Genomic DNA, 24,226 nt, shown 5'->3' on the forward strand with positions numbered 1-24,226 from the left:
AAACGGTGCGCATTGCGCACCGTTTTTCGTTTCCGGCATTCAGCTTGTAGCGCCACGCAATTCGACTTCGAATACCAGCGGCGTGAACGGCGCGATCAAGTCGCCGGCACCGTCGGCGCCATAGGCTTGCGCCGATGGAATTACCAGGCGCCATTTTGCGCCAACCGGCATATTTTGCAGCGCGCTACGCCAGCCGCTGATCACACTATCAAGACTGAACCACTGCGGCTGACTGTTCTGATCGAACACGGTGCCGTCAGGTAGACGACCGATATACAGCACCTGGACTTTGCCGTTCGGTCCTGCCTTGGCGCCGGTTCCGGGAGCCAGCTCGGTCAGCAATACTCCATCTGCCAATTGACGGACGCCGGGTTTGGTTTTTTCCCCCTCGAGAAAGCGCCGCTCTTTTTCGAGGGCAACTTCGCTTTGCGCGACGGCGGGTTGCTCGGCGACCTGGGCTTCGTGCTCGGCAAGAATCTGTTCGATCTGCTCGTCTTTCAGCGCCAACGGCTTACCTTGGAAGGCTTGCTGCAAACCTTCGAGCAGTGCCTGAAGTTGCAGGTCCGGAACCTCCTGGCGCAAGCGTTCGCCAAGGCTCGCACCCAAGCTGTAAGCGAGATCGTGAGCGTCATTTGTGGCGGTTTTTTCGGCGGCCTGGACCACGGAGAAAAACATGCACAGCGATAAAAAAAGGTAGCGCGACATAGGCACTCTCCGACCTGGGATGCGCAGGATTATGCCAGTGTGAATGCTCTCGAAGGTGAACTGGTTTTGCGTAAGCGCAGAACATTTTTACTTCGTTGCAACGCAGCGCTTTCGATACTGTCAACATGCCCTAGCGGCGGTTGCAGCAGAGGTCTAGTATGAGCCGCATTCACGTCAGCCAGGAGGTAAACCATGTCGGCCACCAAGAAGCCAGTAAATACTCCGTTGCACTTACTCCAACAACTCTCGGGCAGCCTGCTCGAGCATTTGGAAAACGCTTGTTCCCAAGCCTTGGCTGATGCTGAAAAACTGCTCGCCAAACTGGAGAAGCAGCGCGGAAAAGCGCAGGAAAAACTGCACAAATCCCGCACCAAACTGCAGGACGCTGCGGCGGCCGGCAAAGCCAAGGCACAAGCCAAGGCCAAGGATGCGGTGAAAGAACTTGAGGATCTGCTCGACGCCCTCAAGGCTCGTCAGTCCGACACTCGCAGCTACATCCTGCAACTCAAACGCGACGCTCAAGAAAGCCTGAAACTGGCCCAGGGTGTCGGTCGTGTCCAAGAGGCTGTCGGCAAGGCGTTGTCCCTGCGTTCGGCCAAGCCAGCCGCGGCACCTGCGAAGAAAGCCGCTGCCAAACCGGCTGCTGCAAAAGCACCGGCCAAGCCTGCCGCCAAACCGGCCGCCAAAGCACCGGTGAAAGCCGCAGCAAAACCTGCCGCTAAACCTGCGGCAAAAAAACCAATCGCTGCTAGCGCTGCAAAACCGGCTGCTAAAACAGCCGCTGCCAAACCTGCCGCCAAGCCAGCCGCTGCCAAAACAGCGGCCGCTAAACCGGCTGCAAGAACCGCTGCTGCTAAACCGGCGGTGGCGAAAACTGCTGCGGCTAAACCAGCTGCCAAACCGGCTGCAAAACCAGCGGCTAAAACTGCCGCTGCGAAACCTGCTGCCAAGCCTGCCGCGAAATCAGTCGCGACTAAAACTGCTGCCAAGCCAGCTGCAAAAGCTGCAGCCAAACCGGCTGCCAAAACTGCTGCTGCAAAACCTGCCGCAGCGAAACCAGCAGCCAAACCTGCCGCTGCCAAACCGGCTGCAAAACCAGCCGCCAAGCCAGCTGTAAAACCAGCCGTGAAAAAACCGGTTGCCGCCAAGCCGGCCGCCGGGCCAGTTGCCAAGCCGACCGCCGCGCCAGTTGCCAAGCCAGCCAACCCGGCAGCGACGTCTGCTTTAGCAGCAGCCACCTCGACAGCCACGCCAGCGCCAACGCCGGCCGCCGCATCGATCGCAGCAACCACCCCAACCAGCGCTTCCTAAGTGCTGCTTACCGCGACGCGCAGCTGATGCAGCGCGTCGCGGTCCAGGTGGGCGGCGCCTGCCGCCACACCTTCCAGCCAGGCCGTTAGATCGGTCGCCTCATACTGCGGCCAACTCTGTGCCAAACACTCCAGTCGCAGCAATAAATGCCTTTCGGCTTCCATCTCCAGTGTCTTCACTTGTTCACGTAAATCATCCAACCCGGCATCTTCGCTAGCGGCGGCTTTCCATTGCTGGCGCAAGGCGCGCAACGGTTGCACGACATCCACGTCCCAAGGCCCGGCTACATCGCGTAGCAGCTGCAAGCGTTGTTCGTTGCAGATAACGCCACGTTCCCCCAGCCATAACCCGCACAGCAGCAGGCACACGTTCACGCCCGCTGTCTGCAATTGCAGGCAGGCGTGTTCAACGCCGGGACGGGCGTAAGTCTCGAGGGAAAAGCTCCACAGGTCAGAGGACATAGTGCTACTCGCGCCAGTTGCGAGCGAAGCTGGTAGACTCCGCCGCCATTATGATTCGACTTCAGAACCTGACTTTACAGCGTGGCCCGCAACGTCTGCTAGAAGACGCCGAGCTAACCCTGCACACCGGCCACAAAGCCGGCCTCATCGGTGCCAACGGCGCCGGCAAATCGAGCCTGTTCGCCTTGCTTCGGGGCGAGCTGCACCCAGACTCGGGTGACTGCTTCCTGCCGGCCGACTGGCGCATCGCCCACATGCGCCAGGAGGTCGACACCCTCGAACGCCTGGCGGTCGACTACGTGCTCGATGGCGACCTGCGCCTGCGCCAGGTGCAACGCGACCTGGCGGCGGCCGAAGCAGCCCATGACGGTGCCGCTCAGGCCCGCCTGCACTCGGAACTCGACAGCGCCGACGGGTACACCGCCGATGCCCGGGCTCGCAAGCTGTTGGCGGGCCTTGGGTTCACCAACGAGCAAATGGACCGGCAGGTAGGAGATTTCTCCGGTGGCTGGAGGATGCGTCTGAATCTGGCGCAGGCTTTGATGTGCCCATCGGACCTGTTGCTGCTCGACGAACCGACCAACCACTTGGACCTCGACGCCATCATCTGGCTCGAAGAGTGGCTCAAAAGCTACCCCGGCACTTTATTGCTGATTTCCCACGACCGAGACTTCCTCGATGCCGTGGTCGATCACGTAGCTCACGTCGATCAACGCAAGATCACCCTGTATCGCGGCGGTTACACCGCGTTTGAACGGGCCCGCGCCGAACGTCTGGCACAGCAACAGCAGGCGTACGAGAAGCAACAGGCGCAACGTGCGCACATGGAAAGCTACATTGCCCGCTTCAAGGCCCAGGCCACCAAGGCCCGTCAGGCCCAGAGCCGGATCAAGGCGCTGGAGCGGATGGAAGAGCTGTCCGCCGCGCACGTCGATTCGCCGTTCGATTTCGTCTTTCGCGAATCGCAGAAAATCTCCAGCCCGCTGATCGATCTATCGGACGCTCGCCTGGGTTACGGCGAAAAAACCGTGCTGGAGAAGGTCAAGCTGCAATTGACCCCTGGCGCGCGGATCGGTTTGCTCGGCCCCAACGGTGCCGGTAAATCGACCCTGATCAAAAACCTCTCCGGTGAGCTCGAACCATTGGCGGGCCGACTGACCCGAGGCGAGAACACCGTGGTCGGTTACTTCGCCCAGCATCAACTGGATTCCCTCGATTCCAAGGCCAGCCCGTTGCTGCACTTGCAGCGCCTGGCGCCAACCGAACGTGAGCAGACCCTGCGTGACTTCCTCGGTGGTTTCGACTTCCGGGGGGCACGCATCGATGAGCCGGTGTTGAATTTCTCCGGTGGCGAAAAGGCGCGACTGGCCCTGGCGCTGATCGCCTGGGGCCGGCCGAACCTGTTGCTGCTCGACGAACCGACCAACCACCTGGACCTGGAAATGCGCCTGGCGCTGACCATGGCCTTGCAGGAATTCAGTGGCGCGGTTCTGGTGGTCTCCCACGATCGTCATTTGCTCAAAAGCACCACTGACAATTTCTATCTGGTGGCAGACGGCAAGGTCGAGGAGTTCGACGGCGACCTGGAAGACTACACCCGTTGGCTGGTGGAGTACCGTCAGCGCAACGTGCCGGTCAGCAACACCCCGGTCAACCCGGACAAGACCGACAAGAAAGCCCAGCGCCAGGCCGCCGCCGCGTTGCGTCAGCAACTGGCACCGCACAAACGCGAGGCCGACAAGCTCGAAGCCGAGTTGGGCAAACTGCACGAGAAACTGGCGAAGATCGACGCCAGCCTCGGCGACAGCGACATTTACGAGCCGGCACGCAAGAACGAATTGCGTGATCTGCTGGCCGAACAGGCCCGGCTGAAGGTGCGTGAAGCCGAGCTGGAAGAAGCCTGGATGGAAGCGCTCGAATTGCTCGAAAGCATGCAGGCGGAGCTGGAGGCATTGTCCTGATGGATGCCTTCAAGCTGCCGTTGCCGGCGATGTGGGTCGAGCCGCTCTGGCTGGTGGTGCAAATCCTGCTGATCCTGCTGGCCGGCTATGTCGCCCAGCGCGTCGTCGCCAAATGCCTGACTCGCCTGGGCGAGCGTTACCCGTTCCCGCCGCAGTTCTTGATGCCGCTGCGCGGTGGTTTGCGTTGGCTGATCATGGGTAGCGCGCTGATCTTCGTGCTGGAACGCCTTGGTGTGTCGGCCACGGTGCTCTGGACCGCGTTGTCCGGTTTCGTGGCGGTGGCTGCCGTGGCGTTTTTCGCCATGTGGAGCGTGCTGTCCAACCTGTTGTGCGCGATCCTGATCTTCACCGTCGGCCCATTCCGAATCGGCGATGTGGTCGAGTTGGTGGACACCACCGACAAGCCGGGCGTCAAGGGCCGGGTGGTGGCGATCAATCTGCTCTACACCACGCTGGTCGAAGCCCAAGAGCTCGGTACCGGCAGTGCCATGGTGCAAGTGCCCAACAGCTTGTTCTTCCAGCGCTCGGTTCGACGCTGGCGCGGTACTGATGTATTTCCTTCGAACGGGTTCGAAAAACAGGCTCGATAGGACGCTACCGCCGTCAACGCTGGTCGGCAGTCACTCTGTCCTGCAAAAAATCGATAGTCATTGGCCGTAAGGCGCATTAGCTTAGACGTTTGTCACGAGTCTGAGTCGAGGTGTGCGATGCTGCTTCAAACATGGCTGGCATTTTTTGCCGCCTGCTGGGTGATCAGTCTTTCCCCCGGTGCCGGCGCCATTGCGTCGATGTCCAGCGGCCTGCGCTACGGTTTCTGGCGCGGTTACTGGAACGCCCTGGGTCTGCAACTGGGTCTGGCGTTGCAGATTGCGATTGTCGCTGCCGGTGTCGGTGCGATCCTCGCGGCCTCTGCCACTGCCTTTTATGTGATCAAATGGTTCGGCGTGGCCTACCTGGTCTACCTCGCGGTCAAGCAATGGCGCGCGCTGCCCAATGAGATGAACGACGACGCTGCCATTCGGCAGATCGGCAAGCCGATGGCGCTGATGTTCCGCGGTTTTCTAGTGAACGTCAGCAACCCCAAGGCCTTGGTGTTCATGCTCGCGGTGCTGCCGCAATTCATCGATCCCCACGCGCCGCTAGTGGCCCAGTACCTGATCCTCGGCGTGACCATGATCTGTGTCGACCTGATCGTCATGGCCGGCTACACCGGGCTTGCGGCCAAGGTTCTGCGTTTGTTGCGCACGCCCAGGCAGCAGAAACGCATGAACCGCACTTTTGCCGGGCTGTTCATCGGCGCGGCGGCATTCATGGCGACTTTGCGCAAAGCAGCGACATAAAGCTTCAGGCACAAAAAAGGCGACCTATCGAGGTCGCCTTTTTCATTACTACAGAGTGGCCAGTCTGAGATCAGTGCAGAATCACCGGCGCCGTATCTCGCGGCAGGTTATTACGCAGCGGTGCCTGCCCCGGCTGCTCGTAACCGCCACCACCGAGCTGTTGGCTCAGTTGTGAAGCCACGTCTTCACCCAACGCCTTGGACACGTCACGCACCACCCGTGGGCGGTTCAGGGAAACCCGGATGTCCCGGCCATTCACCAGTTTGGTGTCCTGACCTTCGCCCATCGCCGTGAAGGCCGAGGTGATCTCGAAGGTCTTGGTGTTGATCAGGCTGAAGTCCGCCACCAGCGTCAACGCCAGCACCGCCGAATAACTGTCGGTGTTGGCCAGTTCGTTCATGTCGCGGGTGAAGTCGATGTCTGACACGGTGCCGAACAGCACGTAGTCGGCACCCTTGAAACTACCGGCCTTGATGCGCTTGATCACGTCATACACGTCACCTTTGGACGATGCCGTATAAGGCGTGCCCTGCACCAGCTGGAACATGCCGGTGCGCAGAATCTCGCCCTTGATGTCACCAGTGAATTTGCGCAGCTCACCTTGCTCGATGTAGCTGCTGGTGGCTTCGTACTCTTCGTAACTGGACGAACCACTGGCGCCGTAATAGCTCTGGCTGTGGTTACTCTGTGCCGAAACAGTGTGGACGTATTGCTCCACGCGCTCCTGGTACGCCAGATCCGCTACTGCAACTTTCGGGGCCGCTTGCACGCTGAACGCGCAAGCCAGGGCCATCATGCCAATCCATGTGCGCATCGATTAACGCTCCGTGGTTTTGCGGATCTCTTTTTCGTCCATCCATTCGGCCAGACCACTTTCAACGTCGATCAACTGCAGGCTGAATTTGTAGAAGACGTCCTTGTAGTCGCTGCTGCGCTTGACGATCGAGCTGATCGAACCTTCAAGGCGGTAATGGGCAGCGATCATGTTGCCCGTCTTGGCCACGGTGCTTTTCTTGTACAGGCCGCTCTGGTTTTGCAGTTTGAGCTGGTCGACCTGGCTTTGCATGGCGGTGTTGTCGCTGGCGAAGCGGGCGACGCCGGTCTTCATCAGCTGAGTCTTGATGCTGGTGGTGATTTCGCGGGTATCGATGTACTCGCTGGTCTTGTTCTTCACGTCGTAGACCTGAACCACCGGACGGCCTTGCAGGATGCCGGACTGGGCCAGGGAGCGGGTCATGGATTCGGCGATCATCTGCAGGTCGGTGGAGCCGAACTCGTTGGTCACGGTTTCCACGGCTTTGGTGTCACCGTAGCTGATGTTTTTGCTGCCCAGCGTCGGCGAAGTGTTGGCGCAACCGCTGGCCAGGAGGGCGATGACGGCGATGAACGAAAAGCGTGCAAACATGGGAATGCTCTCTAGAACTGAACGAATAGGGTGTCGGGCTTAAGGCGTTTTGATTTCGAGACGGAAATCCACGGCTTTGGCGGTTGGCGCAATGGCCTGAATGAAACTGGTCTGCTCGCCGTACATCATCTGGCTTTTCCAGGTTTCCTCTTCGGCAACCGGGAAGCCTTCAGGGCCGAGCCAGGCAAAGCGGTAGTAGAAGGTCTTGTTGTTGTAGCTGGTGTTGCTCAGCTGTGCGTTGACCGTCATGAAGCCGTTTTCCCGCGCCACGCGCATGGCGCCGACCACGATGTTCTTGAGCTTGCCCATGGCCACGACCTTGCTGGCAGCGCTGCCTGGCTCCGGTGGTGGCGGGGTGGCGCAGCCGGCCAGCAAGGCCAGGGCGACAACAGTGATGAGTTTGAAGCGCATGCAAAGACTCCGTTCTTAAGGTTGTTTGAGGCTGGCCACGGTGGTCGGGTTGGCGCTCGGGATCACATGGGCGGCCTGGCCGCTGGCGAATACCTGATTGCCCACGGCGCGCAGGCTGATGACCTGATAGCGCTGATCGACGGTGATCTTGACCACCGAACCACCTATGGCACTCGGCAGCGAGACGTGATGCTCGCCTTTCTTCAAGCGCAGACGCACCACCTGAGTGGTGTCCGGCAGGGTGCGCCATGTACGGGTATCGGCACCTTCGAGCACGGCTGAAGAGATGCCGACCGCAAGACCCGCCAGCGGGTTGGTTTCGTTGATCTTCTTCTGCGCCACGCCTTTGGTCACGGCACGAACAGTGGTGCGCAGGATGATGCCCGGCATGTCATCACGCAGCGCGCGGCGGGACATGGCGGTGGTGCTGTTGAGTTGCGTCAGGTTCAGTTGCTGACCGTCCACGCCAATCTGGGCGAAGGGGGCGGTGGAGGTGTCCGGCTTGATGATCGGGAACGATAGCGGCGTGATCACCACGTTGTTGCTGATCGGCAATGGCAGAGGAATGCGGATCGAGTCGCGGGACGGCGCCAGGCCGCTTTGCACGACGATCAGGATGTCGCTGTCGTCGTCCTTGGCGGGTTTGTCGAGATTCACCAGCGCCTGTTCCAGCAGCGGGGTGTTCGGGCGCAGCTCGGCGGCCTTGCGATAACCCGGCGCGGCCAGGTCTTTCTCGCCCAGGGCTTCATAGACGAAACCGGCCAGATAATGGCTGAACGCGCTCTGGTAGCTGTTTTTCAGGCTGACCACTTCTGGCGCGTCGAGGCTGGCCACCGGATAACCCTGGAGATCCTTGTACTGGGTTTTGACGCCTTCCTTCTCGGCCTGCTCTTCGCTCTTGAGGTATTCCTTGTCGCGTAAATCGGCGATCACCGCTTCACGCTCGTGAGTCTTCTTGATCGCGGTGCGCGCGCCGTCGAAGTCGTTCACTGCCAGCAGGTTGAGGGCCATCTGCGTGGTCAGCATGACTTTTTCGTAGTCGTAGCCTTCGTAGCGACGGACTTTGTCATTGACCAGGAAGCTGCCGAACTGAGCCAGGTACTTTTCGGTGTCGAGCTTGACCGAGTCTTCCCACTTGCCCACCACCTGATCGGCGCTGCTCCAGGCGTTCTGGCTACCGGACAAGTCGCCTTTGGCGCGCAGCAGTTCACCCTTCTCGAAGTAATAGAGCAGGTCTTTGTCGGCGCCGGTGTTGTTCTTTTCCAACAACGTCAAGGCGGCGTCGACGTTGCCGGCAGCCAGTTGCTGGTTGGTTTGTGCCAGTTCGGAATCGTAGTTGCGAAAAGCCGAACAGCCGGAGAGCAAGGTGACAGCGCTGAGCGCGATCAAGGTAAGGGCGCGAGAGGCCATAGGGGGTACTTCTTCCCTGAGTATAAGCAGCCGCGCGTGCTGGTCGGGCTGTTGGGACCTATCGGCAGGGAGACTGGCGTCCTGCCAATTCCTCATAAAAAGAGGAGCTTAAATGCCGTATCGTGATAACGACGGCGCGGCATTATAAACAGGGATGCTGGCTATGTAATGGCTTTTTAATTGTATGTTTTCACAACGTGCCATTACTTATTTCTGGCCTGATACCGGCGCTGGCGAGGTTTGCACATAAGTCTTTCCGACGACGAATGCCACGGTGTTTATTGTGCGCAGGTTGATGACTTGAAAGTCGCGGTCGATGCGCAGTGTGACCGGCGCGGTGCCGGGCGCGTTCGGCGCGTTGAACAGGTGTTCACCTTTTTTCAGCCGCAGACGCGCGACCAGGGTTTTGTCCGGCAGGGTGCGCCATGTACGGGTGTCGGCCTCCTCGAAGGGGTCTTCGCGGGTGACCACCAGTGAAGCTTTGGCCGGGTTGCGTTGGTTTTCCTCGGCTTGGCCGATGGCCGCCATGTTGGCGCGGAACATGGCCCGCGAGATGATGGCGGGCATGTCATCACGCAAGGTGCGCAAGGCCATGTCGGTGACGCTGTTGAGTGCGGTCAGCGGCCGTTTTCGACCATCGACGATGATGTGGTCGAATGCTGGCGTGAGGGTGTCCGGGATCATCACCGGGAAAGAAATCGGGGCAACGATCACCAGGTTTTCGTTGAGCCGTACCGGAATTGGCACGCGTACCGAACTGCGTGCCGGTGCCAGGCCGCTTTGGACAATGATTAACACATCACTTTCATCGGCTTTTGCCGGCGGTTTGTCGAGATTACGCAACGCCTGCTCGAGAAACGGCACGTTCGGGCGCAATTCAATTGCCTGGCGATAGCCCGGCGCGGCGAGGCCGCGTTCGCCGAGGGCTTCGTAGGTGAAACCAGCCAGGTAATGACTGAAGGCACTCTGGTAGCCGTTTTTCAGTTCGATGACGGCTGGCGCATCGAGGGTGGTCACCGGGTAGCCCTGCAGATCCTTGTAACGCACCGAGATGCCCTGGGCCTTGGCCTGCTCCTCGAGCTCTTCGTATTGCCGCTCGCGCTGGCGGGCAATCAGCGCTTCGCGCTCGTGGGTTTTCTTGATGTCGGCGCGGGCGCCGTCGAAGTCATTCGCAGCCAATTGGTTGAGGGCCATTTGCGTGGTCAGCATGACTTTTTCGTAGTCGTAACCTTCGTAGCGACGCAGTTTGTCATTGACCAGCAGGGTGCCCATTTCATTGCCGAACCGTGTGAGCAGTTTCATGGCGCCGGAGGGCACCGCTTCTTCGCGCTGGAACACCATCTGGTCGGCGCTGCGCCAGGCTTTCTGGCTCTGCGGCAGCGCACTGGCGACACTAAGGATGGCGCCTTTCTCGAAGTAATAGAGCAGATCCTTGTCTTCCCAGGGATTGTGCAACTCCACCAGGTCCAGCGCACCCTGGAGGTTACCCACCAATAGTTGGTCGTTGGTCTGTTGCATCTCCTGATCATAATTTCGGTAGGCGGCACATCCACTCAGTTGCAGGGCGAGACTCAGCAGCGAGAAAAACAGACAGGAGCGCATGGGCGATGATTCTTCCCTGATCGGATACCGCGAGGAGATAGCAATTTGCCGTCGAATGTACACGCCGTTGCGCGGGAAATACCAACAAAGCTTGAGCGAAACTCATTGGAAGTGAACAATGTGTTACTTCGTATTTCCATTTGAGATTTATTCATGACTGGCTCCTCTCGTTTTCTGGCGTGGCTCGTGCTGCCGATGATCGCGTTCTGCAGCTTCAATGCGCTGGCCGAAACCGCAGAGGGTGCGCCCAAGGCCCTGCATTTGCTCGATTACATTGCCGCCGATTACCCGGCGGCGGTCGAGGGAGGCAAGGTTATTGATGAGGCTGAGTATCTCGAACAGCAGACGTTCCTGGGGGAGCTGCAAGGGTTGATCGCCGATTTGCCGGCCAAACCCGAACGCTCCGAACTGGAGCAGGGCGTCAACGGTCTGCGCACCGCGATCGCCGCTCGCAAGGACGGCGCGGACGTCACCCGTCAGGCGCGGCAGCTGGGGGCAAAACTGGCGGTGACCTATGAAGTCAGCCAGGCTCCGGTCATTACCCCGGACCCGACCCGCGGCGCGCCGCTGTATGCCCAGCAATGCTCGGTGTGCCATGGCGATACGGGCATCGGTGACGGCCCGGCAGGTGTCGGCATGACGCCACCGCCGACCAATCTGCGCGAGGCTGCGCGACTGGACCGTCTGAGCCTCTACGCGCTTTACAACACTCTGGGCATGGGCGTCGAAGGCACTGACATGCCGGCCTTTGCCGATCAGCTGGATGATCGTCAGCGTTGGGACCTGGCGACCTACATCGCTGGCTTCAGCGCCGATCCTGCCGCGGCAAAATCCGAAAAAACCTACAACATCGCCGACCTGGCGCGTCAGACGCCAACCGAAGTGCAGGCCGCCGAAGGTCCGCAAGCGGTCGCGACCTTCCGCGCGCAACGAGCGCAGCCGCCGCAGGTCAAGCGTGGCCCGGGGCAATTGCTTGAATACACGGCGGCCACGCTGGACAAGAGTATCGCCGCCTATCGCGCCGGCGAGCACGATCAGGCCTACGACCTGTCGGTTGCAGCGTACCTGGAAGGCTTCGAACTGGTCGAAAGCTCCCTGGACAACGTCGACGCCAACGTGCGCAAAGACACTGAAAAGTCCCTGATGGCTTACCGTCAGTCGTTGCAGGACGGCTTGCCGGTGGCCCAGGTCGAGCAACGTCTGGAAGTGGCCAAGGCCAAGCTGAAAGAATCCGCTGGCCTGCTCGGTAGCGATGGCTTGAGCTGGTCGCTGAGCTACATTTCCGGTCTGTTGATTCTGTTGCGAGAAGGTCTGGAAGCCATTCTGGTGCTTGCGGCGGTCCTCGCGTTCCTGCGCAATACCGGCCAGCAATCGGCGGTGCGCAGCGTCAACATCGGTTGGGGCCTGGCGCTGTTGGCCGGGCTGGCGACCTGGGCGGTGGCGGCGTATGTGATTGACGTCAGCGGTGCCCAGCGTGAGCTGCTGGAAGGGGCCACTGCGCTGTTTGCCAGCGTCATGGTGCTCTGGCTCGGTGTGTGGATGCACGACCGTCGCCACGCAGCGGCCTGGCAGGATTACATCAAGAGCAGCCTGGTGAGCGGCGGTGGGCGTTTCGGGTTTGCGATCCTGGCGTTCTTCTCGGTGTATCGCGAACTGTTCGAAGTGATCCTGTTCTACGAAACCTTGTGGTTGCAGGCGGGGCCTGCAGGGCATAACGCCGTAATGGCTGGCGGCGCGACGGCGCTGGTGATGCTGGTCGGTCTGGCCTGGGTGATTCTGCGCGGCTCGGCAAAGCTGCCGCTGGCACTGTTCTTCGGCATCAATGCCGGATTGCTGTGCGCGTTGTCGGTGGTGTTTGCCGGCCATGGCGTGAAGGCGTTGCAGGAAGCCGGGGTCTTCGGCACGCGGCCGGTACCGTTCTTTGACTTCGACTGGTTGGGGATCCACGCTGATGCGTATTCGCTGAGTGCCCAGGCTGTGGCGATCATTGCGATCATCGTGCTGTACAGTCGCAGCCGGATGGCCGAGAAGCGGCAGTTGCCGGCTTCTTAAAAGCATTCGCTGCGCTCATATTCGCGGGCAAGCCCGCTCCCACAGGTTCAGCGCTAACCTTATGGGAGCGGGCTTGCCCGCGATGCTTTTCAATAGAGGAAATCCAATGCGCGTATGGATCGATGCCGACGCCTGCCCTCGGGCAGCCAAGGATCTAGTGGTGAAGTTCGCCCTCAAGCGCCAGTTCGAAGTGGTACTGGTGGCCGGTCAGCCGCAAATCAAGCCGGGCCTTGCGCTGGTGAAACTGATCGTGGTGCCCAGCGGCCCGGATGCCGCCGACGATTATCTGGTGGAACACGCAGTGCCAGGGGAATTGGTGATTTGCAGCGATGTGCCGCTGGCGGATCGGCTGGTGAAGAACGGCGTTGCGGCGCTGGATCCGCGGGGCAAGGAGTTCGATGCGCAGAACATGGGCGATCGACTCGCGGTGCGTAACCTGTTCACCGACTTGCGCGAGCAGGGGCAGATGAGCGGCGGCCCGGCGCCGTTCGGCGACCGCGAGAAACAGGCGTTCGCCAATGCGCTGGACCGGATACTGACCCGGTTGTCGCGTAAAGCTTGAGCAAGACGGTAATGATCGTTCCCACGCGAAGTGGGAACAATCACGAGTGTTACTCGTCGTTTTCGTGGGTCAGTTCCAGTACGCGGTCGACCAATTTGTTGATGCCGGAAGCGGCTTCGCTGATCGATTGCGCGAGCATGTACGCCGGCGTGCTCACCAGCTTGCGCGCCTTGTCTTCGACGATGTCGGTCACTGCGCACTCGGCGTGGGTGGCGCCCATCTTGTTCATCGCGGCGGCGGTATCGGCATCGTTGCCGATGGTGCAGGTCACGCCCGGGCCGTAGATTTTTGCCGCCAGGGCCGGCGAGATGCAGATCAGCCCCACCGGTTTGCCAGCCTCGGCGAACGCTTCGGTCAACGCCAGGACGTCAGGTTGAACGCTGCAGCCGGCGCCTTCGACGGCAAAGTTCGACAGGTTCTTGGCCGCCCCGAAACCACCGGGAACGATCAGCGCATCGAAATCTTCGACGTCCGCTTCACGGATATCCTTGATGTTGCCCCGGGCGATACGCGCCGATTCCACCAGCACGTTGCGCGATTCGGGCATTTCTTCGCCAGTCAGGTGGTTGACCACATGCAACTGCGCGATGTTGGGTGCGAAGCACTGCACCTGGGCGCCGCGCTGGTCCAGCCGCAGCAGGGTGATCACGCTTTCGTGGATCTCGGCGCCGTCGTACACGCCACAGCCGGAAAGGATCACTGCAATTTTTTTGCTCATGGGCTTTTCTCCAGATTCATGGCGTTAAATGTCCACTAATTTGTCACTCGTTGCCATAGGGTTAATTCGCGGCTACACCTAATCTCTGCTGAACGATTCCGATCAGGTCGCGTCATGAACTTCATTCTGTATGCGGTGCCGTTTTTCTTTGTGCTGATTGCGGTCGAGTTGTTGGCCGACCGTTGGCGCGGGGTGAGCAATTACCGCGTGGCAGACGCGATCAACAGCCTCAGCACCGGCGTATTGTCGACCACCACGGGCCTGTTGACCAAAGGTGTCGGCCTGGTCACTTATGCCTTCGCCCTTAAACACCTGGCCGTGATCGAGCTGTCGGCCGACAGTGTCTGGGTCTGGGTATTCGCTTTTGTCTTCTACGACTTCTGCTACTACTGGCTGCACCGCATGGGCCATGAGCGCAACATCCTCTGGGCCGCACATTCAGTGCATCACCAGAGTGAGGACTACAACCTCTCCACAGCCTTGCGCCAGACCAGCACCGGGTTTCTATTGAGCTGGATTTTCTACCTGCCCCTGGCCGTGCTCGGCGTGCCGCTGCTGGTGTTCGTCAGCGTTGCGGCGTTGAACCTGCTGTACCAGTTCTGGGTGCATACCCGGCATATTCCCAAGCTTGGCTGGTTCGAGTGGTTCTTCGTCACGCCGTCCAATCATCGGGCCCACCATGCACAGAACGCTCTTTACATGGATCGCAACTACGGTGGGGTGTTCATTATTTGGGATCGTCTGTTCGGCTCGTTCCAGGAAGAGGACGACAACGAACCGGTGATTTTCGGCGTGACCACGCCGCTGGCGAGCTGGAATCCGGTGTGGGCGAACGTGCAGTTTTACGCGCAGTTGTGGGATGACGCCCGGCGCGCCGAGCACTGGTGGGACAAGCTGCGGATCTGGTTCATGCGCACCGGTTGGCGGCCGGCGGACGTGGCGGCCAAATACCCGATGAACAAGCCGGACCTGGCGCAGTTCCGCAAATTCGAGGTGCCGCTGGACGGACGTCAGCAGTGGTATGTGGCGCTGCAGTTCTGTGTCTACATCGCCTTGGGCAGTTACTTGATGAATTTGGAGCAGAGCCTGCCGACCGCAGCCCTGGTATTGGGTTGGGGCGCCGTGGCGTTGGGGTTGTTCGTGTTGGGCGCAGCCCTGGAGAATCGCCCGCAGGCGTTGAAGCTGGAGCTGTTGCGGCTGGCGTCGAACCTGCCGCTGGTGTGGCTGGCGCCGATGGTCGGGCTATGGCCGGGCAGCGCGGTGGGCTGGGTAGGGCTGCTCAGTTACAGCCTGCTCAGCGGCATCGGTCTCTACTGTTGTAGAAACCGCTTCACTCGATGGGCGTCGTAGGTTCGTTGGACTTGGCCTGTTCGGCTTTCAATGCCTGCTCATCGGCGTAGATCTTTTTCGCCAGGCGGGCATTCTTGAAGCGCCGCCGCAGCCACAGGACAAAGCCCAGGACCAGCAGGGCGCCCAGCACCCACAGTTCGTATTTCTTGACGCTGCCCAGCATACCTTCGAGCACCGCGCCAAAGTGATACGCAGCCGCTGCCAGCGCCGCAGCCCAGATGGCCGCGCCAATCCCGTTGAGCAGCAAATAGCGTCCCGGCGGATAGCCCGACAGACCGATCGCCACCGGCATCACCGTGCGCAAGCCATAGACAAAGCGGAAGCTCAGCACCCAGATGTCCGGATGCTTGCGGATATGTTCCAGCGCCCGATCGCCCATCAGTTGCCAGCGCGGTTTACGTGCCAGCAATTTGCGCCCGTGCTTGCGCCCCAGGAAGTACCACAGCTGATCGCCGGCATAACTGCCGAAGAACGCCACGACCACCACCAGGTTGATGTCCATGTACCCACGGAACGCGAGGAAGCCTGCGAGTACCAGAATGGTTTCGCCTTCGAAAAACGTGCCGAGGAACAGGGCAAAGTAGCCGAAGTCATGTAGGAATTGTTGGAGCATTGTCTGGGTGCTGGCGAAATGAACGCGCAGCCTAACCCTTCGTGCACATTCATGAAAGTGTCCAAATGTGTCTCGACGTGAACATTTCCTACAAGGACAATGGAATGTGGCTATAGGGGTGCACATAACTGTCATGCGTTGGTCATAATGGCCGCTTATAACTGTCACGCTCGCCCGCCAGCGCGGGCTCAGGAGTCTGCCGTGAGCTTTACCCCTGCCAACCGTTTGTTTCCTGCAACCCGCCTGCGTCGCAACCGTCGTGATGATTTTTCGCGTCGACTGGTCCGTGAAAACGTACTGACCGTCGATGACCTGATCCTGCCGGTGTTCGTGCTGGACGGTGAAAACCGTCGCGAAGCAGTGGCTTCGATGCCGGGCGTCGAGCGCCTGACGATCGATCTGTTGATTGAAGAGGCGGCTAAGTGGGTGGAACTGGGGATTCCGGCGCTGGCCTTGTTCCCGGTGACGCCACCGGAACTCAAGTCACTGGATGCCGCCGAAGCCTGGAACCCCAACGGTATCGCCCAGCGCGCCACCCGTGCTCTGCGCGCGCAGTTCCCGGAGCTGGGTGTGATCACCGACGTCGCCCTGGACCCGTTCACTACTCATGGTCAGGACGGCATCCTCGACGAAGAAGGCTACGTGCAGAACGACATTACCGTCGACGCACTGGTTAAGCAGGCTTTGTCCCACGCCGAAGCCGGCGCTCAAGTGGTGGCCCCGTCGGACATGATGGATGGCCGTATTCAGGCGATCCGCGAAGCGCTGGAGCTGGCCGGTCACGTCAATGTGCGGATCATGGCCTACTCGGCCAAGTACGCCAGTGCCTACTACGGCCCGTTCCGTGATGCGGTGGGTTCGGCGTTGAACCTGGGCAAGGCCAACAAGGCCTCCTATCAGATGGACCCGGCCAACAGCAACGAAGCCCTGCACGAAGTGGCGGCGGACTTGTCAGAAGGCGCGGACATGGTCATGGTCAAGCCAGGCATGCCGTATCTGGATATTCTTTATCGGGTCAAGGAAGCGTTCAAAGTGCCGACCTTTGTGTATCAGGTCAGCGGCGAATACGCCATGCACATGGCGGCGATCCAGAATGGCTGGTTGAGCGAAGGGGTTATCCTCGAATCCCTGACCGCTTTTAAACGTGCAGGCGCTGATGGCATCCTGACTTACTTTGCCGTCCGTGCTGCTCAATTGTTACGAGAGCAAAAATAGCCCTCCCAGGAACATTCGATGAATACCGAAGGACTCACTGAAGTTGCCGTAAAAGATGCTCAGCCTGTGGTGGAGCAAATCGCTGAAACTCCGCCGGAGCTGGAGCCCGCTCCACCCGCGGTGGTGGCCGAGCCCGTTGTGGCGGCGCCAGCGATTGCCATTCCCGGTCTGGATGACAGCAGCCTGTACATCCATCGCGAGCTCTCGCAACTACAGTTCAATATCCGCGTGCTGGAACAGGCGCTGGATGAGTCCTACCCATTGCTGGAGCGGCTGAAGTTTCTGCTGATTTTCTCCAGCAACCTGGACGAGTTCTTCGAGATTCGTGTGGCCGGCCTGAAGAAGCAGATCACCTTCGCCCGTGAGCAGGCCGGCGCCGATGGCTTGCAACCGCACCAGGCCCTGGCCCGCATCAGCGAATTGGTGCACGGTCACGTCGACCGCCAATACGCGATCCTCAATGACATTCTGTTGCCGGAGCTGGAAAAACATCAGGTCCGCTTCATCCGTCGCCGTTACTGGACCACCAAGCTCAAGACTTGGGTCCGCCGTTATTTCCGCGACGAGATCGCGCCGATCATCACCCCGATCGGCCTCGATCCGACGCACCCGTTCCCGTTGCTGGTGAACAAGAGCCTGAACTTCATCGTCGAGCTCGAAGGCATCGACGCCTTCGGTCGCGATTCCGGCCTGGCGATCATCCCGGCGCCGCGTCTGCTGCCGCGGGTCATCAAGGTGCCGGAAGAAGTCGGCGGCCCTGGCGACAACTATGTGTTCCTGTCGTCGATGATCCACGCGCACGCTGATGACCTGTTCCAGGGCATGAAGGTCAAGGGCTGCTACCAGTTCCGCCTGACCCGGAACGCCGACCTCGCGGTCGATACCGAAGACGTGGAAGACCTGGCCCGCGCCCTGCGCGGCGAGTTGTTCTCCCGTCGCTACGGTGATGCGGTGCGACTGGAAGTGGCCGACACCTGCCCGAAACACCTKTCCGATTACCTGCTCAAGCAGTTCAACCTGCAGGAGACCGAGCTGTATCAGGTCAACGGTCCGGTCAACCTGACCCGACTGTTCAGCATCACCGGCCTGGACAGTCATCCGGAGCTGCAATACACGCCGTTCACCCCGCAGATCCCGAAACTGCTGCAGAACAGCGAGAACATTTTCAGCGTGATCAGCAAGCAGGACATCCTGCTGCTGCACCCGTTCGAGTCATTCACCCCGGTGGTCGACCTGTTGCGCCAGGCAGCCAAGGATCCGCACGTGTTGGCGGTTCGCCAGACGTTGTATCGCAGCGGCGCCAACTCGGAGATCGTCGATGCGCTGGTGGATGCGGCGCGTAACGGCAAGGAAGTGACGGCGGTGATCGAGCTGCGTGCGCGATTCGATGAAGAATCCAACCTGCAGCTGGCCAGCCGTCTGCAAGCGGCCGGTGCTGTGGTGATTTACGGTGTGGTCGGCTTCAAGACCCACGCCAAGATGATGCTGATTCTGCGTCGCGAAGCCGGCGAGATTGTCCGCTACGCCCACTTGGGCACCGGCAACTACCACGCCGCCAACGCCCGTCTGTACACCGACTACAGCCTGCTGACCTCCGACGATGCCTTGTGCGAAGACGTCGGCAAGCTGTTCAGCCAGTTGATCGGCATGGGTAAAACCCTGCGCATGAAGAAACTGCTGCACGCGCCGTTCACGTTGAAGAAGGGCATGCTCGACATGATTGCCCGGGAGACGCAATTCGCCCTCGACGGCAAACCGGCGCACATCATCGCCAAGTTCAACTCGCTGACCGATCCGAAGGTCATCCGCGCGTTGTACAAGGCCAGCCAGTCCGGGGTACGCATCGATCTGGTGGTGCGCGGCATGTGCTGCCTGCGACCGGGCATCGCCGGGGTATCCCACAACATCAATGTGCGCTCGATTATCGGGCGCTTCCTGGAACACACCCGGGTCTTCTACTTCCTCAATGGCGGTGAAGAGCAGATGTTCCTGTCCAGTGCCGACTGGATGGAGCGCAACCTCGACAAGCGCGTCGAGACTTGCTTCCCGGTCGAGGGCAAGAAGCTGATTTTGCGGGTCAAGAAAGAGCTGGAGCTTTATCTCACCGATAACACCCACAGCTGGAGCCTGCAGTCGGACGGTCGCTACATCCGCAACACGCCGACCGGCAACCAGAACCCGCGCAGTGCCCAGGCAACCTTGCTGGAGCGGTTGGGCAGCCCGATTCTGGCGGTGCGTTAACGCAAACCTTGAGCGATAAAAAATGGCGATCCATGTGGATCGCCATTTTCATTTCCACCACCGTCCCTTGTAGGAGCTGGCTTGCCAGCGAATGGCTTTCAAGTCATGCATCCATTTCAAGGACGCCTTCGCCAGCAAGCCGGCTCCTACAGGACCGTGTTCGGCGACCATTTTCGGTTTTTTAGCGGACGTTCAGCACGAAGCTGACGCGGGTCAGCCATTCGGCTTCCAGGGCGAAGTCGGCCTGGGTCAACTGGTTGTCATCCAGCCAATGTTCCGGGAATAACACATCCAGGCTGTCGCCGTTGGCGTGCAGCACGACCTGTGGCATTTCCTGGGTGCCACGGATGTGGTGGAACAGAATCGCAAAGCGCAGCAGCACGCACAGGCGAATCAGCTTGATGCCGTCGTCGCCAAAATCGGCAAACCTGTCCTTGGGAATATTGCGACGGTGGCCACGCACCAGTAGCGCGAGCATCAGTTGGTCTTCGCGGGAGAACCCGGCCAGGTCCGAGTGCTCGATCAGGTAGGCGCCGTGTTTGTGGTACTGATAGTGAGCGATGTCCAGGCCCACTTCATGGACCTTGGCCGCCCAGCTCAGCAATTCGCGCCAGACGCCGTCATCCAGCTCCCAGTCCGCGGCCACTTGATCGAAGGCATGCAGCGCTTTGCGTTCGACCCGCGCGGCTTGCTCCAGATCGACGTGGTAGCGCTCCATCAGCGAGCTGAGCGTGCGCTCACGGACATCTTCGTGATGGTGACGGCCCAGCAGGTCATAGAGCACGCCTTCGCGCAGGGCGCCTTCACAGTGATCCATGCGTTGCAGTTCGAGGGCGTCGAAGATCGCTTCGAGAATCGCCAGCCCGGCGGGGAAGATCGCCCGGCGGTCGGGCTTGATGCCTTCGAAGTCGATTTTCTCGACATCGCCGAGTTTGATCAGCTTGCGCTTGAGCCAGGCCAAGCCTTCGGCGTTCACCTCGCCAGTGCCATGCCCGCCGGCCTTCAGCGCCAGGCCAATGGCGCGAATGGTGCCCGAGGAGCCGATGGCTTCATCCCAGGTCAGGCGGTGCAGGGCGTGTTCGATGCTCATGATCTCCAKCCGCGCCGCGGTGTACGCCTGGGCGTAGCGGGCCGGGGTGATCTTGCCGTCCTTGAAATAGCGTTGGGTGTAGCTGACGCAACCCATTTGCAGACTTTCGCGCAACAATGGCTCGAATCTCTGCCCGATGATGAATTCGGTACTGCCACCGCCGATGTCGGCCACAAGGCGTTTGCCCGGGGTGTCGGCGAGGGTGTGGGAGACGCCGAGGTAAATCAGGCGCGCTTCTTCACGGCCGGAGATGACTTCTACCGGATGACCGAGGATTTCTTCGGCGCGGTGGATGAATTCACCGCGGTTACGGGCTTCGCGCAGGGCGTTGGTGCCGACGATCCGCACGGTGCCGGGTGGCATACCGCTGATCAGTTGGGCGAAACGCTTCAGGCAATCGAGCCCGCGTTGCATGGATTCTTCGCTGAGTTGACGCTCTTCATCGATGCCGGCGGCCAGCTGAACCTTCTCCCCGAGACGCTCGAGAATCCGGATTTCGCCGTTCTGGGCCTTGGCCACGACCATGTGAAAGCTGTTGGAGCCTAGGTCGATAGCGGCGATCAGGGACAGATTCTTGACTTGGGATAGCGGCATGGTCAGGGGGTCTCGGTCGATAACCTCGACATCCTGCCACGATCAAACGCTCGCGCCAACGCGTACGGTTTAATGCCTTGATCCAGCGCACGGACGACGTGGGTTCCTGTGGCGAGGGAGCTTGCTCCCGCTGGGCAGCGCAGCGGCCCCAAAACCATTCAACGCAGTGCTTCAGGAAAAGCCGGTCAGCAGGTTTTACGACTGCTGCGCAGCCGAGCGGGAGCAAGCCCCTCGCCACAGAGGTTCAGCCCGCCGCCTCCACGGTCCCAATGAAATTCGCCAGTTCCGCCGTCTGTGGATTGGCAAACAACACCTTAGGATCTCCCACCTCATGCACCTTGCCCTGGTGCATGAATACCAATTTGTCGCCCACCTCCCGGGCAAAACGCATCTCATGGGTGACCATAATCAATGTCATGCCTTCTTTGGCCAGTTGCCGGACCACGCTCAACACTTCATTGACCAGTTCCGGGTCCAGGGCCGAGGTGATTTCGTCGCACAGCAAGACTTTCGGCGACATGGCCAGCGCCCGGGCGATCGCCACCCGCTGTTGCTGGCCGCCCGAGAGTCGATCCGGGAAGGCGTCGAATTTCTCGCCCAGCCCGACCCGTTCCAGCATCTGCCGCGCCAGTTCGGTGGCCTGGGTTTTCGGCACTTTCTGCACCACTTGCGGCGCAAGCATGACGTTTTCGCCGACGGTCAGGTGCGGGAACAGGTTGAACTGCTGGAACACCATCCCGACTTTCTGCCGCAAGCTGCGCAGGTCGGCGCGGGCGGCGTCGAGGTATTCGCCGTCGACTTCGATCACGCCGTCGTTGATCGACTCCAGGCCATTGAGGGTGCGCAGCAAGGTGGACTTGCCCGAGCCGCTGCGACCGATGATCGCCACCACCTGGCCTTCGTCGACACTCAGGTCGATGCCTTTGAGCACATGGTGGTCGCCGTAATATTTATGCAGGGCGGAAATTCTAAGCAGAGGCATGCAGTCTCCTTTCCAGGTAGCGCGCACTGAGGGACAAGGGGTAGCAGAGCAGGAAGTAACCGAGGGCGACGAGGCCGTAGACCATGAACGGTTCGAAGGTCGCGTTGGCGAGCATGCCGCCGGTCTTGGTCAGTTCGGTGAAGCCGATGATCGAGGTGACGGCGGTGCCCTTGACCACTTGCACCGAGAAACCCACGGTTGGCGCCACGGCGATGCGCAGCGCTTGCGGCAGGATCACGTAACGCAAYTGCTCCAGCGGGTTSAGCGCCAGGCTCGACGAGGCTTCCCACTGGCCGTTGGGGATCGASTCGACGCAACCGCGCCAGATCTCCGCCAGGTAGGCGCTGGTGAACAGTGTCAGGGCAATCGCCGCCGCCATCCACGGTGAAATTTCCACGCCGGCCAAGGCCACACCGAAGAACACCAGAAACAGCTGCATCAACAGCGGCGTGCCCTGGAACAATTCGATGTAGGTGCGGGCGAAGTGGCTGGGCAAGGGTTTCTTTGAAATCCGCATCACCATGATCAGCAAGCCGATCAGCCCACCGCCGATAAACGCCACCAGCGACAATGCCAGCGTCCATTGCAGGCCCGTGAGCAGGTTGCGCAGGATGTCCCAGAAGGTGAAATCGCTCATTGGCTGCTCCTTGCGCTGCTCTTGGAAAGGTAGCGGCGACCGATCCAGTTCAACAGCTGACGGATCAGCAGCGCCATGCACAGGTAGAGCAGCGTGGTCAGGGCATAGGTTTCAAAGGCGCGAAAGTTGCGCGACTGAATGAAGTTGGCGGCGAAACTCAGCTCTTCGGTGGCGATCTGCGAACAGACCGCCGAGCCGAGCATGACAATGATGATCTGGCTGCTCAGGGCCGGCCAGACCTTGCCCAGCGCCGGCAGCAGAACCACATGGCGGAAGGCTTCGAAACGCGACATCGCCAGGGCGGCCGCGGCTTCCAGTTGCCCGCGGGGGATCGCTTGAATGCCGGCGCGGATGATCTCGGTCGAATAGGCGCCCAGGTTGATCACCATCGCCAGCACCGCCGCCTGCCATTCGGAAATCTGCAGGCCCAGCGACGGCAAACCGAAGAAGATGAAAAACAACTGCACCAGAAAGGGTGTGTTGCGGATCAACTCGACGTAGACCCCGAAAATGCCGGCGAACGGGCGGATGTTCCACGCCCGCACCAACGCGCCGACGATGCCCAGAGCGACCCCGAGCACTGCGCCGATGGCCGTCAGCTCAAGGGTGAACAGTGCACCGCGCAGCAGCAGGTCGGTGTTTTCCACCACCGGCAAAAAATCGAACTGATAAGCCATAAGTCGTCTCCCGCGCGAACGATCAGAGATCGGCCGGCAGCGGCTCTTTCAGCCAGGTTTGCGAGTTCTTTTCCAGCGCACCGTCAGCCTTGGCGGTGGTGAGGATCTGATTGACCTTGTCCAGCAACGCCGGCTCGTTCTTGTTCACACCTACGTACACCGGCGAGTCCTTGAGCTTCACTTTCAGGGCCGGTACGCGTTTCGGGTTTTTCTCGCTGATGGCTACCATCACCACGTTGCCGCTGGCGATCAGGTCGACCTGGCCCGCGAGGTAGGCTGCGATGGTCGAGTTGTTGTCTTCGAAGCGTTTGATGGTCACGCCTTCGGGGGCGACTTTGGTCAGCTCAATGTCTTCGATGGCGCCACGGGTGACGCTGATGGTTTTGCCCTTGAGGTCGTCCAGGCCCTTGATGGCGGCGTCTGGCGGGCCGAACACGGCGAGATAGAACGGCGCGTAGGCACGGGAGAAGTCGATGACTTTCTCGCGCTCAGGGTTCTTGCCGAGGCTGGAAATCACCAGGTCGACCTTGCCGGTGGTCAGGAACGGGATGCGGTTGGTGCTGTTGACCGGGGTCAGTTCGAGTTTGACCTTGAGTTGGTCGGCCAGCAGTTTGGCGGTATCGATGTCGAGGCCGCGGGGTTTCATGTCCGGGCCGACCGAGCCGAACGGCGGAAAGTCCTGGGGCACGGCGACTTTGAGGGTGCCGCGCTTGACTACATCCTCCAGACCGTCGGCGTGGGCGGGTGCCTGGCTCAGCATCAGGCTGGCAAACAAGGCGGCGAGGAGGGCGCTGTAACGCTGGGTCATGGCAAATCTCCGGATCGGCGGGAAGTGATTTCTGCGGATCGACAGAGCACGGGCCATGCCAAGATCCGGTTTCAGGGGGTG

The 24,226-nt window shown here is 60.4% G+C and carries 23 protein-coding genes; 9 read left to right on the forward strand and 14 right to left on the reverse strand.

Annotated features, from left to right (window positions below; genetic code table 11):
* Positions 1–39 precede the first annotated feature (39 nt).
* Positions 40–705, reverse strand: a complete 666-nt coding sequence (locus tag AC1D2Q_RS04710; protein ID WP_477812399.1) for an FKBP-type peptidyl-prolyl cis-trans isomerase — start codon at positions 703–705, stop codon at positions 40–42.
* Positions 706–897: 192 nt separating this feature from the next.
* Here AC1D2Q_RS04710 and AC1D2Q_RS04715 point away from each other — a divergent pair, with 192 nt between their 5' ends.
* Positions 898–2,016: an AlgP family protein gene (locus AC1D2Q_RS04715; RefSeq protein ID WP_428635424.1), complete on the forward strand. Its 1,119-nt coding sequence runs from the start codon at positions 898–900 to the stop codon at positions 2,014–2,016.
* On the opposite strand, the gene AC1D2Q_RS04720 is transcribed toward AC1D2Q_RS04715, so the two are convergent.
* The gene (locus tag AC1D2Q_RS04720) at positions 2,013–2,477 is read right to left on the reverse strand and encodes a TIGR02444 family protein (RefSeq protein ID WP_428635425.1); all 465 of its coding nucleotides are present in this window, start codon (positions 2,475–2,477) and stop codon (positions 2,013–2,015) included. The two genes, AC1D2Q_RS04715 and AC1D2Q_RS04720, sit on opposite strands and share 4 nt — an antisense overlap.
* Positions 2,478–2,527: 50 nt before the next feature.
* On the opposite strand from AC1D2Q_RS04720, the gene AC1D2Q_RS04725 reads away from it, so the two are divergent.
* The 3 genes from AC1D2Q_RS04725 (at position 2,528) to AC1D2Q_RS04735 (ending at position 5,778) form a co-directional block, all read left to right on the forward strand.
* Positions 2,528–4,438 carry an ATP-binding cassette domain-containing protein gene (locus tag AC1D2Q_RS04725; RefSeq protein WP_477812400.1) on the forward strand — a complete coding sequence of 637 codons (1,911 nt, stop codon included), beginning with the start codon at positions 2,528–2,530 and terminating at the stop codon, positions 4,436–4,438.
* The gene (locus tag AC1D2Q_RS04730) at positions 4,438–5,028 is read left to right on the forward strand and encodes a mechanosensitive ion channel domain-containing protein (RefSeq protein WP_477812401.1); all 591 of its coding nucleotides are present in this window, start codon (positions 4,438–4,440) and stop codon (positions 5,026–5,028) included. Before AC1D2Q_RS04725 ends, AC1D2Q_RS04730 begins: the two co-directional genes overlap by 1 nt.
* A gap of 117 nt (positions 5,029–5,145) precedes the next feature.
* Positions 5,146–5,778: a LysE family transporter gene (locus AC1D2Q_RS04735; protein ID WP_477812402.1), complete on the forward strand. Its 633-nt coding sequence runs from the start codon at positions 5,146–5,148 to the stop codon at positions 5,776–5,778.
* Between the two features lie 70 nt (positions 5,779–5,848).
* Here AC1D2Q_RS04735 and AC1D2Q_RS04740 read toward each other — a convergent pair whose 3' ends face one another.
* The 5 genes from AC1D2Q_RS04740 to AC1D2Q_RS04760 form a co-directional block, all read right to left on the reverse strand.
* The gene (locus tag AC1D2Q_RS04740; protein WP_477746132.1) at positions 5,849–6,592 is read right to left on the reverse strand and encodes a penicillin-binding protein activator LpoB; all 744 of its coding nucleotides are present in this window, start codon (positions 6,590–6,592) and stop codon (positions 5,849–5,851) included.
* Positions 6,593–6,595: 3 nt separating this feature from the next.
* On the reverse strand, positions 6,596–7,183 hold the full coding sequence (gene lpoB, locus AC1D2Q_RS04745) for a penicillin-binding protein activator LpoB (RefSeq protein WP_428635428.1): 588 nt from the start codon (positions 7,181–7,183) through the stop codon (positions 6,596–6,598).
* Between the two features lie 39 nt (positions 7,184–7,222).
* Entirely contained in the window at positions 7,223–7,594 is a 372-nt protein-coding gene (locus AC1D2Q_RS04750) for a YcfL family putative periplasmic lipoprotein (protein ID WP_018927555.1), read from the reverse strand.
* 15 nt (positions 7,595–7,609) lie between these two features.
* Complete coding sequence (locus AC1D2Q_RS04755) at positions 7,610–9,004, reverse strand: COG3014 family protein (protein WP_477812403.1); 1,395 nt, start codon at positions 9,002–9,004, stop codon at positions 7,610–7,612.
* 207 nt (positions 9,005–9,211) lie between these two features.
* A complete protein-coding gene (locus tag AC1D2Q_RS04760; protein WP_477812404.1) occupies positions 9,212–10,606 on the reverse strand; it encodes a COG3014 family protein in 1,395 nt (464 codons plus the stop codon).
* Between the two features lie 153 nt (positions 10,607–10,759).
* Between AC1D2Q_RS04760 and AC1D2Q_RS04765 the strand changes: the two genes are divergently transcribed.
* Both AC1D2Q_RS04765 and AC1D2Q_RS04770 read left to right on the forward strand, forming a co-directional pair.
* Entirely contained in the window at positions 10,760–12,658 is a 1,899-nt protein-coding gene (locus AC1D2Q_RS04765) for an FTR1 family protein (RefSeq protein WP_477812405.1), read from the forward strand.
* Between the two features lie 106 nt (positions 12,659–12,764).
* On the forward strand, positions 12,765–13,220 hold the full coding sequence (locus AC1D2Q_RS04770; protein WP_019580518.1) for a YaiI/YqxD family protein: 456 nt from the start codon (positions 12,765–12,767) through the stop codon (positions 13,218–13,220).
* A gap of 49 nt (positions 13,221–13,269) precedes the next feature.
* Here the strand turns inward: AC1D2Q_RS04770 and elbB are convergent, their stop codons facing one another.
* Positions 13,270–13,938, reverse strand: coding sequence for an isoprenoid biosynthesis glyoxalase ElbB (gene elbB / locus AC1D2Q_RS04775; protein ID WP_018927560.1), 669 nt, complete (start codon positions 13,936–13,938; stop codon positions 13,270–13,272).
* A gap of 114 nt (positions 13,939–14,052) precedes the next feature.
* Between elbB and AC1D2Q_RS04780 the strand changes: the two genes are divergently transcribed.
* Complete coding sequence (locus AC1D2Q_RS04780) at positions 14,053–15,288, forward strand: sterol desaturase family protein (RefSeq protein ID WP_477812406.1); 1,236 nt, start codon at positions 14,053–14,055, stop codon at positions 15,286–15,288.
* Here AC1D2Q_RS04780 and AC1D2Q_RS04785 read toward each other — a convergent pair.
* Positions 15,269–15,901: a DedA family protein gene (locus tag AC1D2Q_RS04785; RefSeq protein WP_064621046.1), complete on the reverse strand. Its 633-nt coding sequence runs from the start codon at positions 15,899–15,901 to the stop codon at positions 15,269–15,271. The genes AC1D2Q_RS04780 and AC1D2Q_RS04785 overlap by 20 nt on opposite strands.
* Before the next feature lie 201 nt (positions 15,902–16,102).
* Here AC1D2Q_RS04785 and hemB point away from each other — a divergent pair, with 201 nt between their 5' ends.
* Positions 16,103–17,116, forward strand: coding sequence for a porphobilinogen synthase (hemB, locus tag AC1D2Q_RS04790; protein ID WP_028939128.1), 1,014 nt, complete (start codon positions 16,103–16,105; stop codon positions 17,114–17,116).
* Positions 17,117–17,134: 18 nt separating this feature from the next.
* On the forward strand, positions 17,135–19,357 hold the full coding sequence (gene ppk1, locus AC1D2Q_RS04795; RefSeq protein WP_477812407.1) for a polyphosphate kinase 1: 2,223 nt from the start codon (positions 17,135–17,137) through the stop codon (positions 19,355–19,357).
* A 181-nt stretch (positions 19,358–19,538) separates the two neighbouring features.
* On the opposite strand, the gene ppx is transcribed toward ppk1, so the two are convergent.
* The 5 genes from ppx to AC1D2Q_RS04820 all read right to left on the reverse strand — a co-directional run bounded on the left by ppx (position 19,539) and on the right by AC1D2Q_RS04820 (position 24,145).
* Complete coding sequence (gene ppx / locus AC1D2Q_RS04800; RefSeq protein ID WP_477812408.1) at positions 19,539–21,041, reverse strand: exopolyphosphatase; 1,503 nt, start codon at positions 21,039–21,041, stop codon at positions 19,539–19,541.
* Between the two features lie 244 nt (positions 21,042–21,285).
* Positions 21,286–22,023 carry an amino acid ABC transporter ATP-binding protein gene (locus AC1D2Q_RS04805; RefSeq protein WP_477812409.1) on the reverse strand — a complete coding sequence of 246 codons (738 nt, stop codon included), beginning with the start codon at positions 22,021–22,023 and terminating at the stop codon, positions 21,286–21,288.
* The gene (locus tag AC1D2Q_RS04810) at positions 22,010–22,660 is read right to left on the reverse strand and encodes an amino acid ABC transporter permease (protein ID WP_477812410.1); all 651 of its coding nucleotides are present in this window, start codon (positions 22,658–22,660) and stop codon (positions 22,010–22,012) included. The genes AC1D2Q_RS04805 and AC1D2Q_RS04810 overlap by 14 nt, the downstream gene beginning before the upstream one ends.
* Positions 22,657–23,337 (reverse strand): amino acid ABC transporter permease, encoded by a 681-nt coding sequence (locus tag AC1D2Q_RS04815; protein ID WP_477812411.1) that lies wholly within the window; start codon positions 23,335–23,337, stop codon positions 22,657–22,659. The genes AC1D2Q_RS04810 and AC1D2Q_RS04815 overlap by 4 nt, the downstream gene beginning before the upstream one ends.
* A 22-nt stretch (positions 23,338–23,359) precedes the next feature.
* A complete protein-coding gene (locus AC1D2Q_RS04820; RefSeq protein ID WP_018927568.1) occupies positions 23,360–24,145 on the reverse strand; it encodes a transporter substrate-binding domain-containing protein in 786 nt (261 codons plus the stop codon).
* Positions 24,146–24,226: the final 81 nt, after the last annotated feature.

The sequence above is a fragment of the Pseudomonas sp. P1_A1 genome, assembly GCF_056406935.1.